This window comes from Streptomyces anandii JCM 4720, from assembly GCF_014650655.1.
GTDB lineage: Bacteria > Actinomycetota > Actinomycetes > Streptomycetales > Streptomycetaceae > Streptomyces > Streptomyces anandii.
The window spans coordinates 1-12,591 of sequence record NZ_BMVJ01000001.1; the positions used below are offsets into that span (position 1 = coordinate 1).

The following is a 12,591-nucleotide window of genomic DNA, read 5'->3' on the forward strand; positions in this document are numbered from 1 at the left end:
GTCCACGACCGGCAGCATCTCCTTGGGCGTGGCCTTGGTGGCCGGCAGGAACCGGGTACCGAGACCGGCCGCGGGGATGACAGCCTTGGTGAGTCGCATGGCCATGGTGTGCGTGGATCTCTCTAGGGGACGTCGTTGGGGACGGAGCGGCAGCGGACCGGCGCACCGGTCCGCTGCCGCTCGGACGGAAGACGGGATCAGGCCTGGATCAGGCCGCGCTCGTTCTCGCTCTCGCCGGTGCGCTGCCGCACGATTCGGGCCTTGAGCGCGGCCGGGGAGGGCGCCGGGGTGCGCTCGTCCAGCGGCACCACCGCGGGGCTCGGCTCCTGGCCGAGGAACAGCCGGCGCACCACGCGCTCAGCGGCGTGGCCGTCGTCGAACTGCACGAACCGCTCCCGGAAGGCGGCCCGCAGCTCGGCCGCGCGGCCGCTGTTCCAGGCGCCGGAACGGAACACCTCGATGAGCTCGTCCTCGCTGGTCGCGGTCGCGCCCGGGGTCTCGCCCGGCTGCCCGGAGAGGACGTCGAAGTACACGCCGCGGGCCCGGCTGTAGACCTCCCAGTCGTCCGCGTAGGTGACGATCGGGCGGTCCAGGCAGGCGTAGTCGAACATGATCGACGAGTAGTCCGTGATCAGCGCGTCGGCGGCGAGGCACAGGTCCTCCACCACCGGGTAGCGCGACACGTCCTTGATCAGGCCCCGCTCCTGCAGCGCCTCCAGCTCGGGGTCGGCGCCGTAGAAGTAGTGGGTGCGGACCAGGACGACGTAGTCCGGGCCGAGTTCGCGGCAGAAGCGCTCCAGGTCGATCCTGGGCACATAGCCCTTCTGGTAGTCGCGCACCGTGGGGCAGTAGAGGACGGCGGTCTTGCCCTCCTCGATGCCCAGCTCGCCGCGGATGCGCAGGACGTCCTCGGCGGTGGCCCGGAAGTAGACGTCGTTGCGCGGGTAGCCGTACTCGACCGCCTCGAAGGCGCAGGGGTAGACCCGCTCCCAGATCTCGGTGGAGTGCTGGTTGGAGGTCAGGCTCAGGTCCCACTTGTCGGCCCGCTCCAGCATCTTGCCGAAGCTCATGTTTTTCGCGGCCGCGGGGAACCTCTGCTGGTCGATTCCCATCTGCTTGAGTGGAGTGCCGTGATGGGTCTGGAGGTGCACCTGCTCCGGGCGCTTCACGAAGTCGTTCGGGAAGTTGACGTTGTTGATGAGGTACTTGGCGCGGGCCATGACCTCCCAGTAGCGAGGGGAGTTCGCCACGACGTAGTCCACACCCGCGGGGACGGTGTCCACCGCGTCGCGCTTGACGACCCACACGCCGTGTACGTTCGGCGCGAGTTCCTTCGCCTTGTGGTAGATGGCCGCGGGGTTGCAGGCCACGCCGCGGTTCCAGTAGGCGGCGTAGACCGCGAGGTTCTCGTCGACCGGGCGGCGCAGGTGCAGCCGGTAGAGCCGGTTGTAGGCCGTCTTGCCGAGCTTGGTCTTGGCCTTCCTGGCCCGCTGGATCACATCACGGCGGGTGCTGGTGGCGTACGTCACCGCCGCGTAGGCGGTGTAGGAGCCGCGGTCGAGGAGCTGGAAGCGGATGCCCTGGGAGCCCTCGGGGACGACGAAGCCGCGCGGCTTGAGCCGCTTGTACTGCGCGGCCGACAGCTTGAAGAACTCGGCCCGGTCCTTGGGGACGATGCGGTCCTCGCGGGCCAGCGTGAACAGGAAGTGGCTGGCCATGCGCTCGAACAGCAGCGCCCGGACCGGCTCCAGGTGGGGGCGCTCGTCGAGGAACTCGAAGAGGCGCGCGTACTGCTGGAAGATGCCGAAGTGCTTGCGCCCGGGGGTGCGCATGGAGTTGCCCTGGCGGCGCTGGCGGTACTCGACGCAGACGTGGTCGGTGGCGGCGATGCGCTCGGCGGTCAGCATGGTCTTGTAGACCATGAGGGCATCCTCGTAGATGCCGTCGGTGAACGTGAAGTTGTGCTCGTCGACGTAGAACGCGCGGCGGTAGGCGCGGTTCCACACCACGGCGAACATGTTGAGGTACTCGGGGCGCTCCAGCGCCGTGAAGACGTCCGTGCCGGCCGCGGCGAGCATCTCGCCGGCCGCGCTCGCCTGGACGCGGTTGTTCCAGTACGTGCGGACGTGGTTGAGGAGCAGGATGTCCGGGTCGTCCGTGGCCTGGAGGCGGTCGGCTATCGCCTGCAGCGCGCCCTCGGCGAGGGTGTCGTCGCTGTCCAGGAAGAGGATGTACTCACCGCGGGACTGCAGCGCGCCGGCGTCGCGCGCCTTGCCTATGCCCTTGTTCTCCTCGAAGTGCACGGGTATGACGCGGCTGTCCTGGGCGGCGTACTCGTCGAGGATGCGGCCGCAGGCATCGGGCGAACAGTCGTCGACGGCCACGATCTCGAAGTCGCCGAACGACTGCGACAGGATGGAATCCAAGCACGCGCGCAGATAACCCTGGACTTTGAATACGGGGACCACAACGCTGATTTTCGGCGAAGCGCTTCCATTCGCGACGGGCATGCTTGGGGCTCCTGGACTGGGTGGTCAGACTCGACCGCGTCCCGCGGCGGCGGGCCGGAGCGGGACGCGAGAGGCACAAGGAGTGCAGGTTAACGTTTGGAGAAGCGTAGCGCACGCCTTCGTGCGGCAGCCGGGCAGAGTCGTTGCCCGCTGCACCGACATGGCACGCCGCTCTGCGTGAAAGGCGCTGGGCAGACGCCCCGTCGGGCGTTCGCCCCGGTTCCCGTACGCGGCGGTGAGGGCGTTTCGCCCCATACCGCCGCCGCTCCCCGGTCCACAACCGTGACACAGGTGTTGCAGTCCGGCGACGCCCTCCCGCCGGTCCGGCGCCCGTGGCGGGGGCTTCGCCCCGGCGGTCCCGCCGGGGGCGCCGGGCGGGAAGTCGCCGGAAATTCTCAAGTTCACGAACGCGTTATCCACCGGTAATGCCCGGAAACAAAAGCGGACCACAATTGCGCGCCAATTCCGCCCCCGGATTGTTTCCGCAAATGCCTCTCGCCCGCCGCCCGGCTCCGGCGGGCCGTCCCGCCGGTCGGACGGGCGGGCGCCCGGTGAACGTCTTCGCGTAGATTCGTCGCCGGGCAGCGAACCTACGCAGAGGGGACGGACAGCAAGGTGGCAGGGGCAAGGCAGGCCGTGCGCGAGGCCCGCAGGATCGTCGTCAAGGTGGGCTCCTCGTCGCTGACCACCGCCGCGGGCGGACTGGACGCCGACCGCGTGGACGCACTGGTGGACGTACTGGCCAAGTGCCGAGGCCGAGGAGAGCGGGAGGTCGTGCTGGTCTCCTCCGGCGCCATCGCCGCCGGGCTCGCCCCGCTGGGTCTGCGCCGCCGCCCCAGGGACCTGGCCCGCCAGCAGGCCGCCGCGAGCGTCGGCCAGGGTCTGCTCGTGGCCCGCTACACCGCCTCCTTCGCCCGCTACGGCGTCCGCGTCGGCCAGATCCTGCTGACCGGGGACGACACCAGCCGCCGCGCCCACCACCGCAACGCCTCCCGCACCCTCGACAAACTGCTCGCGATGGGCGCCCTGCCGATCGTCAACGAGAACGACACCGTCGCCACCGACGAGATCCGCTTCGGCGACAACGACCGTCTCGCCGCCCTCGTCGCCCACCTGGTCCGCGCCGACCTGCTGGTGCTGCTCTCCGACGTGGACGGCGTCTACGACGGCGACCCCAGCCGGCCGGGCACCTCCCGGATAGCGGAGGTCCGGGGGCCCGCCGACCTGGCGCACGTCGACATCGGCAGCGCGGGCAAGGCCGGCGTCGGCACCGGCGGCATGGTCACCAAGGTGGAGGCGGCCCGGATCGCGGCCGCCGCCGGCATCCCCGTCGTGCTCACCAGCGCGGTCCACTCGGCCGACGCGCTGTCCGGCGCCGACACCGGCACCTACTTCCACCCCACCGGCAAGCGCTCCGCCGACCGGCTGCTGTGGCTCCAGCACGCCTCCGCGCCGCGAGGTTCCCTCACCCTCGACGACGGGGCGGTGCGAGCGGTCGTCGACCGCCGCAAGTCGCTGCTGCCGGCCGGGATCGCGGCCGTCGACGGCGAGTTCACCGCGGGCGACCCGGTCGAGCTGCGTGACGGGACCGGCCGCGCGGTGGCGCGCGGGCTCGTCAACTTCGACGCCAAGGAGATCCCCCGGCTGATCGGCCGCTCCACCCGCGAGCTCGCCCGCGAACTGGGGCCGGCGTACGAACGCGAGGTCGTACACAGGGACGACCTGGTGATCCTGGAGCCGTAATGGGCCGAAACGTCCGTCCGCCCGTGCCGTGAAGGTGGGGGACGTTCCGCAAAACCGCCCCACGGAGCCGTGCGGCCTGCTCCACTTTGACTCAGGGACATGGGCGCGCGAGCACTGGGAGAAGGAGGCCGTCGTGAGACGAGTACGCCCCGGGGCGGCGGCGTCCCGCGGTGGCCTGACGAGCGTCGCCGCCGGGGACGGCTACGAGGAGCCCAAGGACCTGCCCCGGCTCTGGCACATCACCCTGAGCGTCTCCGGGGCGCGGGCCCCGCTGAGCGAGGTGCGGCGCGGCCTCGAGCAGCTCGCCCACGACCACCCCTTCCTGCTGACCAGCCGCTACGCCGACGACCACGCGGAGATCCGGTACTGGGAGGAGGCCCGCGACCTGCACGACGCGGCCGCCGTCGCGCTGCGCCTGTGGGGCGAGCACCGGCAGAGCGCCAAGCTCCCGCCGTGGGAGATCGTCGGCCTGGAGGTCATCGACCGCGCGACCTACCACCAGCGCCTCGCCGAGGGCTACGGCCCGCCGCCCGCCACCCCGGTCGGCGTCCACCCCTTCTGATCGCGTCCGTCCCTTGTGCGTGGTTGTGTCCTGTCTCGCGGTGTGGAACATCCGCCGGACCGGCCCGTACGGCGCACTACCCTTCCCTCATGACCACGCTCTCGCCGTACGACTCGATGTCCCCGGTCGCCCGGGCCGCCTACCGCGCCAAGGCCGCCGCCGCCGACCTCGCGCCGCTGCCGCGCGTCGAGAAGGACGACGCGCTGCTGGCCGTCGCGGACGCCCTCGAAGTGCGCACCGGCGAGATCGTCGAGGCCAACGCCAAGGACGTCGCCAAGGCCCGCGAGGCCGGCACCAGCGAGGCCATCGTCGACCGGCTCACGCTCACCCCGGAGCGGGTCCGCGCGATCGCCTCCGACGTGCGCGACGTGGTGGCGCTGCCCGACCCGGTCGGCGAGGTCGTGCGCGGCAACACGCTGCCCAACGGCATGGATCTGCGGCAGATCCGCGTCCCGCTCGGCGTGGTCGGGATCATCTACGAGGCCCGCCCCAACGTCACCGTGGACGCGGCCGCCCTCTGCCTGAAGTCGGGCAACGCGGTCCTGCTGCGCGGTTCGGCCTCCGCCTACGAGTCCAACACCGCCCTGGTCCGCGTCATCCGCGACGCGGTCGGCGGAGCCGGGCTGCCCGCCGACGCGGTCCAGCTGGTGCCCGGCGAGAGCCGCGACAGCGTGCGCGAGCTGATGCGCGCCCGCGGCCTGGTCGACGTGCTGATCCCGCGCGGCGGCGCCTCCCTCATCCGCACCGTGGTCAACGAGTCGACCGTCCCGGTCATCGAGACCGGCACCGGCAACTGCCACGTCTACGTCGACGCGCAGGCCGACCTCGACATGGCCGTCGACATCCTGGTCAACTCCAAGGCGCAGCGGCCCAGCGTGTGCAACGCCGCCGAGACGCTGCTGGTCCACCAGGACATCGCCGCCGACTTCCTGCCGCGCGCCCTGGACGCGCTCGCCGGGGCCGGGGTGACCGTGCACGCCGACGAGCGGGTCATGGCCTTCGCCAAGGGCTCCAAGGCCACGGTCGTCGAGGCCACCCCGGAGGACTGGGACACCGAGTACCTCTCCCACGACATCGCCGCGGCCGTCGTCGACTCCCTCGACAAGGCCGTCGCGCACATCCGGCTGTGGAGCTCGGGCCACACCGAGGCGATCGTCACCACCTCGCAGCAGGCCGCCCGCCGCTTCACCCAGCTGGTCGACTCCACCACGGTGGCCGTCAACGCCTCCACCCGCTTCACGGACGGCGGCCAGTTCGGCTTCGGTGCGGAGATCGGCATCTCCACGCAGAAGCTGCACGCCCGCGGGCCCATGGGCCTGCCCGAGCTGACCAGCACGAAGTACATCCTCACCGGCGACGGCCACATCCGCCGCTGAGCGGGCCGGGCGCGGCCGGCCGGAGGCAGGAACGGCGTCTCACCTGGCGGATGAATTTCCATACCGTCTGCCCAAATTGACCCCCCAGGTCTACTCTGGACCCGTGCCGGAGGACGTGGGGGGCACGCCGTTCCCTGACGGCTGGGAGCCCGACGACGACCACGACCGCGGGGTGTCGGACGAAGAGTTCGCCTCCGTGGTCTTCGACGAGGCCTTCGTACGCGCGGCCGTGATCCACGAGCCGACCGCCGTCGAGCGCCTCCTGGCCGCCGCGCAGGCCAGAGCCGAGGCCTCCGAGGCCGAGGCCCGCCGCGCCCGCACCAGGCGCGACCGCTACGACGAGGGGTACGGCCCCGACCGCCCGGGCCTCGGCCCCGGCGACGACTTCGACGACCTGGACGACCCCGAGGTCCTCGACGGCCGCCACGGCGTCTTCGGCACCTTCGGCAAGCAGGTGCGCTGGCACCGGCCCGTGGCCTGGGTGCTCGCCCTCGTGATGGGCATCGGCATGGTCGCGCTGGCCTTCGCCGCGGTCTACCGGGGCGGGTCCTCGGGCAGCCGCGACCAGGTGCCGCCGCCCGCCTCCACCGGACTGGAGCAGGGCGGCGCCGCGGCCCCCTCAGCGTCCGCCGACTACTCCCGTCCGCCGGTCTCGGCCGCCCCCCGCACGCCCTGAGGGACGGTGGCCGAGCGGGTCGCGGAAGGGGGGGCCGAACTGGTGAGAACCTGTCAGAAGTTGGCGTACGGCGGGGCGTTTACCCGGGCTTCGCGAGACCTACCCTGAAGATATGGGAGGGCCTGGAGACCCACCTGAAGGGACACCCGAGGGCGCTCCCGGAGGTGCGGAGGACGAATACCGATCCGTCGTCTTCGACGAGTCGTTCGTCCGCGCTGCCCGGCTCCAGGAGTACTCCGCGCACGAGCGGATGACCGACCACACCCCCGCCGTACGGCGCAGACCCCCGCCGCACCGCGGCCTGTCCCGGCAGGCGCTCATCCTCGTGGTGCTGATCGCCCTCGCCTTCGGCACCGCCGTCTACATGGGCGTACGCAATCCCTACCGGGCCCCCGAGGCCCGCCCGCCCGTCGAACCGCTGCGGGCGACCGTCGTCCCGCTCGTCCCCACGGGCAAGGTCCCCGGGGCCACCGGCACCGCGTACCTCTACGCGCACAGCCCCGCCGCCCACTACGACGTGGGCGCCGAGGGGATACCGCTGCCCGCCGTCCGGCGCACCGCGCACTTCTCCGAGAGCCAGGTCGTCGCCGCGCTGACCGCCGCGAAGGACTACATAGTCGCCTCCTCGCTCTACCCGGAGGTGCTCACCGGCGGTCAGGTGAACCCCGTGCGCGCACTGCTGGACGCCGGTCAGCTCGACCAGTTCGACCAGAGCCTCGGGCATCCCGCCGCGGACGGCCGGCACACGCCCACCGGATGGCTGGTGCGCTTCGATCCGGCCCGCGCCGAGCTGGCCGACCGCGCGATCCGCGTACAGGGCAGCCTCGAGGCCGCCGAGAGCGACCCCGTGACCCTCGAGGTCAGCGCGGACCACACCTTCGTCTACGCCCTCAAGCCGACCGGCTCCGCCGCCAAGGCCCGCGCCTCGCTGTTCACCGTCCGCCGCGAGCTGCGCTTCCGCTTCAGCGAGGACGACCTGCGGCTGCACCAGGTCCAGCTCACCGCCTCCTACGCCGAGGCCGGCCCCCTCTCCTGCGCCGGGGACTCCGCGAGCCGCTTCCGCCCCCTCCTGGCCGGCCAGACCGCCCGCGCGGGCGGCCCCCCGGCCACCGACCCCTACGCCACCGGCAGTGCCACGGCCCTGTGCGGCACCCTGGCCGCCGGCGCCCAGCCGAGCGTCTGAGGTCAGTCGGACCTCAGTCCGGGCTCGGTCCGGGCTCAGACGGAGCTCAGTCGGTCTCGTCGGAGGGCGGGGTGTCCGTCGGAGGCCGGTCCTTGGGCGAACCGTCCTCGGTGGAGCCGTCCTTGGGGGAACCGTCCTTCGCGGAGCCGTCCTTCGGCGGGGCCGGGGCCGTGAAGCCGTTGAAGCCCCGGCGGACCCGGCCGCCGATATCCCCCGCACCGCCCGCCAGGTCGCTGACCAGCTTCATCAGCGGGTCCTTGGAGGTCTTGACGTGGTTGGCGTAGTGCGCCGCCGACTCGCGGAAGGAGTCGCCCACCGAGGCGTCCTTGTCCTCGTCCCGGCGCGGGTAGTGCCCGTCCATCAGCCGCTGGTAGTCCCGCGAGGCAGCCCACTTCTTCAGCTCCGCCGCCCGCACGGTGGCGAAGGGGTGGGTGCGCGGCAGCACGTTGAGGATCTTGAGCACGGAGTCGCGCAGGTCGCCCCCCGCCTCGTACTCGTCGGCCTGCTCCAGGAAGGCGTCCACGTTCATCTCGTGCAGGTGGTTGCCGCCCGCCAGCTTCATCAGGCCCCGCATGGAGGCCTGCAGGTCCTGGCCCGCCAGCAGACCGGCCCGGTCCGCGGACAGCTCGGACTTGCGGAACCACTCGCGCAGCGCCGTGACGATCGCCATGATCGCCAGGTTGCCCAGCGGTATCCACGCCACCCGTACGGCGAGCGTGGTCAGGAACAGCAGGATCGTGCGGTACACCGCGTGGCCGGACAGGGCGTGGCCCACCTCGTGGCCGACGACCGCCCGCATCTCCTCCTCGTCGAGCAGCTCGACCAGGCCGGTGGTGACCACGATGATCGGCTCGTCCAGGCCGATGCACATCGCGTTGGGCTGCGGGTCCTGGTTCACGTACATCGGCGGGACCTTCTCCAGGTCCAGGATGTAGCACGCGTCCCGCAGCATGTCGTTGAGGTGCGCGAACTGCTGGTCCGAGACGCGCACCGAGTCGGACAGGAACAGCAGCCTGAGACTGCGCTCGGGCAGCAGCCCGCTGAGGGCCTTGAACACCGTGTCGAAGCCGGTCAGCTTGCGCAGGGCCACCAGCGCGGACCGGTCGGCCGGGTGCTCGTAGGCCCGCGAGGAGATCCCCGGGAAGCGCCTGCGCTGCCGGCTCGGCACCCGCTCGTGCCCGTTGTGCTCACGGCCGTCGTCGGACATGTGGTCCCCCATGCACGTGTGTGTCGTACGCCTGTGACGTACGTCTGTCTCGCCCAGTGCCCCCGAAGCAGCCCCCACCCTAGGCGGAGTTACCGTGGACGGGCAGTACAGCGAAGGAGTCCACGCCATGGAGCACTATTCCGCAGCCGCCCGGCTGACCGAGGCCGCGAGCGCCGCCGCCCGGCACCAGGGATCGGGCGACCTGCTGCGCGTCGTCCTGGTCGTCATGATCCTGGGCTGCGTGCTCACCGGCTGGTTCCTGCTGCGCGGCTACAAGCGGAACGACGACTGAGCGTCGCGGAAGGTTCCCGGGATCCCGCTTCCCAGCGGGATCCCGGTGGTTCCCCAATGGTGGAGTCGGCGTGAGGGGCGAACAGCCCGCCGCTTACGATGGGCCGACGTCTTGTCCCGCCCACACCCGGATAGGTTCTGCCGAAGATGAGCATCCACAGCGCCGCTGCCCAGTTGGTCAACCTCGCCGAGGCCGAGGGCGGCAACCACGAAAGCCTCAACCCCGCGGTCACCGGCGGCTGCGCGCTCGCCATCCTGCTGATCCTGCTGTGGATCACCACCCGTTTCAACCGCGACCGCTGAGCCCCGCCGCGGCCCGCCCCGGCACTGCCCGGGATGCGTCGGCCAAAGCTCACGGGCCGGGCCGGTAGGGTCTGCACGCATGGGAGAGCAGGACATGCCTACCGGTCCGGCGAGCGACACGGTGAACCACTCCGCGGGCGGCCCCGGCCAGGGCCCCTCGGCGCCGGGCAGGCGCCGCCTCGGCGTCATGGGCGGAACGTTCGACCCGATCCACCACGGGCACCTGGTGGCGGCCAGTGAGGTCGCCGCGCAGTTCGACCTGGACGAGGTCGTCTTCGTCCCCACCGGCCAGCCCTGGCAGAAGAGCCACCGCCACGTCTCCCCGGCCGAGGACCGCTACCTGATGACGGTCATCGCGACCGCCGAGAACCCGCAGTTCTCCGTCAGCCGCATCGACATCGACCGCGGCGGCCCCACGTACACCGCGGACACCCTGCGCGACCTGCGCGCGCTCAACCCGGACACCGACCTGTTCTTCATCACCGGTGCCGACGCCCTCGGCCAGATCCTCACCTGGCGGGACTCCGAGGAGCTCTTCTCCCTCGCGCACTTCATCGGCGTGACCCGGCCCGGCCACCACCTCAGCGACGCCGGCCTCCCCGAGGGCGGTGTATCCCTCGTGGAGGTCCCCGCCCTCGCCATCTCCTCCACGGACTGCCGTGCGAGAGTCGCCAAGGGGGACCCCATCTGGTACATGGTGCCGGACGGGGTCGTGCGCTACATCGACAAGCGCGAGCTGTACCGCGGCGAGTGAGCCGAGAGGGGCACCGGTGAACGACCGATACGACGCTGGATACGGGAGCGAGGAGTACGAGCTCGTCGGCTACGACGAGTACGGCCGCCCCGTGTACCGGCAGATCCCGGCCCAGCAGACCCCGCAGCAGACGTACGACGCGTACGGGCGGCAGCAGGGCTACGGCTACGACCCGTACGCGACCGGCCCGCAGAGCGCACAGGGCGGCCAGGGCGCGCACGGGACGCAGCAGCAGCCCGGCCCGCACTCCTACGGCGGCTACGACACCGGTCAGCAGCCCGCGGCCCCCTCCTACGACCCCTACGGCAGCACCGGCGGCTACGACGCCTACCACCCCGGCGCGCCCGGCGGCGGGGCGACGGCGGCGCCGTACGACCCCTACGGAACGGACGCGGGCGGCGGCCGGCAGACGCGGGCGGGCGGACAGCAGCCCCGGCTCGCCGAGCAGACCGCCTACATCCCCCAGCAGGTCGGCCCCGCGGAGGCGGACCCGGCCGGCGCCGGCCGGGCGGAGGAGGACGCCGAACGGGCGGACGGTGGTGAACGGGACTACCACACCGGCCAGTTCGCCTTCGTCGAGGAGCCCACCGACGACTCCGAGGACGTCATCGACTGGCTGAAGTTCACCGAGAACCGCACCGAGCGCCGCGAGGAGGCCAAGCGCCGCGCCCGCAGCCGGATCATCGCCCTGGTCGTCGTGCTGGCGCTGGTGGCGGCCGGCGGCGTCGGCTACCTCTGGTACGCCGGGAAGCTGCCCGGGCTGTCCTCGTCCGGCGGCCGGACGGACACCGCCGTCCCCGCGGGCGCCCAGAAGCGCGACGTGATCGTCGTGCACCTGCACAACACCGCCAAGGGCGGCACCTCCACGGCGTTGCTCGTGGACAACACCACCACCAAGCAGGGCACCACCGTCCTGCTGCCCAACTCCCTGGCGCTGACGGCCGACGACGGCACCACGACCACGCTGGCCAAGTCGGTCGGCGACGACGGCTCCTCCGGGACCCGCGACCAGCTCGACACCGTCCTCGGCACCAGCATCCAGGGCACCTGGCGGCTGGACACCCCCTACCTGCAGAACCTCGTCGACCTGGTCGGCAACATCGACCTCGACACCGACGCGGACGTCCCCGACCCGGACGGCAAGAAGAAGGGCGCTGCGGTCCTGGTGCACCGGGGCAAGGACCAGACCCTCAGCGGCAAGATGGCCGTCGCCTACGCCACGTACCGCGCCCCCGGCGAGGCCCAGAACGCCCAGCTGCAGCGGTTCGGGCAGGTGATGCAGGGCGTGCTGCGCAAGATCTCCAGCGATCCGCAGGCCGCCACGGTCACCGTGCAGACCCTCGCGCAGATCCTCGACCCGTCGCTCACCGACAAGGACCTCGGCGCCTTCCTGGCCAAGCTCGCCGACCTCGCCAAGGGCGGCGACTACAAGACGGCGCTGCTGCCCGTGCAGGGCGACGGCACGCTGAGCGCGCAGACGAGCGCGAGCGTGGTCAAGGACATCCTGGGCGGCACCGCCAAGAGCCCCGACCAGGGCTCCGCCGTCCGCGTCTCCGTGCAGAACGCCTCGGGCGTCAAGGACAACACCGAGAAGGCCCGTGTGGTCCTGCTCAACGGCGGCTTCAGCTTCCTGGAGGGGGGCACGGCGCCGGCCGCCCGGTCCGCGTCCCAGGTCCTGTACGCCGACGCCAAGGACAAGCAGAACGCCACCGAGGTCGCCAAGACCCTCGGGCTGCCCGCGAGCAGTGTGACCAAGGGCACGGTGACCTCCAACGCCGACGTCCTGGTCGTCCTCGGACAGGACTACAAGGCCGCGTCAGGGCAGTGATCCCGTAATCACGTGGGGTGCCGTCGGCGGTCCGTGAGACCCTTGGTGTCAAGTGACCGCCGACGGAAAGCCCTGCAGTGACCGCGACCGACCGTTCCCTCGAGCTCATCAACACCGCCGCGCAGGCGGCCGCCGACAAGCTCGCGCACGACATCATC

At 71.7% G+C, this 12,591-nt stretch carries 11 protein-coding genes and 1 pseudogene; 10 read left to right on the plus strand and 2 right to left on the minus strand.

Annotation, left to right across the window (positions count from 1 at the left end; genetic code table 11):
• Nucleotides 1-197: 197 nt before the first annotated feature.
• Nucleotides 198-2,510, minus strand: a complete 2,313-nt coding sequence (locus tag IE249_RS00010) for a bifunctional glycosyltransferase/CDP-glycerol:glycerophosphate glycerophosphotransferase (RefSeq protein WP_189702692.1) — start codon at nucleotides 2,508-2,510, stop codon at nucleotides 198-200.
• 615 nt (nucleotides 2,511-3,125) lie between these two features.
• Between IE249_RS00010 and proB the strand changes: the two genes are divergently transcribed.
• The 5 genes from proB (at nucleotide 3,126) to IE249_RS00035 (ending at nucleotide 8,050) form a co-directional block, all read left to right on the plus strand.
• On the plus strand, nucleotides 3,126-4,253 hold the full coding sequence (gene proB, locus IE249_RS00015) for a glutamate 5-kinase (protein WP_189702693.1): 1,128 nt from the start codon (nucleotides 3,126-3,128) through the stop codon (nucleotides 4,251-4,253).
• A gap of 133 nt (nucleotides 4,254-4,386) precedes the next feature.
• Nucleotides 4,387-4,815 carry a DUF8830 family protein gene (locus IE249_RS00020; RefSeq protein ID WP_189702694.1) on the plus strand — a complete coding sequence of 143 codons (429 nt, stop codon included), beginning with the start codon at nucleotides 4,387-4,389 and terminating at the stop codon, nucleotides 4,813-4,815.
• An 89-nt stretch (nucleotides 4,816-4,904) separates the two neighbouring features.
• Complete coding sequence (locus tag IE249_RS00025; RefSeq protein ID WP_189702695.1) at nucleotides 4,905-6,191, plus strand: glutamate-5-semialdehyde dehydrogenase; 1,287 nt, start codon at nucleotides 4,905-4,907, stop codon at nucleotides 6,189-6,191.
• 103 nt (nucleotides 6,192-6,294) lie between these two features.
• Nucleotides 6,295-6,867 (plus strand): SCO2584 family spore wall biosynthesis protein, encoded by a 573-nt coding sequence (locus IE249_RS00030; RefSeq protein ID WP_373304309.1) that lies wholly within the window; start codon nucleotides 6,295-6,297, stop codon nucleotides 6,865-6,867.
• Between the two features lie 112 nt (nucleotides 6,868-6,979).
• Nucleotides 6,980-8,050: an SCO2583 family membrane protein gene (locus tag IE249_RS00035; RefSeq protein WP_189702697.1), complete on the plus strand. Its 1,071-nt coding sequence runs from the start codon at nucleotides 6,980-6,982 to the stop codon at nucleotides 8,048-8,050.
• A 46-nt stretch (nucleotides 8,051-8,096) separates the two neighbouring features.
• Here the strand turns inward: IE249_RS00035 and IE249_RS00040 are convergent, their stop codons facing one another.
• A complete protein-coding gene (locus IE249_RS00040) occupies nucleotides 8,097-9,257 on the minus strand; it encodes a M48 family metallopeptidase (protein WP_189702698.1) in 1,161 nt (386 codons plus the stop codon).
• A 127-nt stretch (nucleotides 9,258-9,384) separates the two neighbouring features.
• On the opposite strand from IE249_RS00040, the gene IE249_RS00045 reads away from it, so the two are divergent.
• From IE249_RS00045 to IE249_RS35650, 5 genes and pseudogenes are all read left to right on the plus strand, one after another.
• Nucleotides 9,385-9,549, plus strand: a complete 165-nt coding sequence (locus IE249_RS00045; RefSeq protein WP_189702699.1) for a hypothetical protein — start codon at nucleotides 9,385-9,387, stop codon at nucleotides 9,547-9,549.
• A gap of 146 nt (nucleotides 9,550-9,695) precedes the next feature.
• The gene (locus tag IE249_RS00050; protein ID WP_189702700.1) at nucleotides 9,696-9,851 is read left to right on the plus strand and encodes a hypothetical protein; all 156 of its coding nucleotides are present in this window, start codon (nucleotides 9,696-9,698) and stop codon (nucleotides 9,849-9,851) included.
• A gap of 79 nt (nucleotides 9,852-9,930) precedes the next feature.
• Nucleotides 9,931-10,605: a nicotinate-nucleotide adenylyltransferase gene (nadD, locus tag IE249_RS00055; protein WP_189702701.1), complete on the plus strand. Its 675-nt coding sequence runs from the start codon at nucleotides 9,931-9,933 to the stop codon at nucleotides 10,603-10,605.
• Between the two features lie 16 nt (nucleotides 10,606-10,621).
• On the plus strand, nucleotides 10,622-12,433 hold the full coding sequence (locus IE249_RS00060) for an LCP family protein (protein ID WP_189702702.1): 1,812 nt from the start codon (nucleotides 10,622-10,624) through the stop codon (nucleotides 12,431-12,433).
• 77 nt (nucleotides 12,434-12,510) lie between these two features.
• Nucleotides 12,511-12,591: pseudogene (locus tag IE249_RS35650) on the plus strand (ribosome silencing factor); the annotation flags it as partial.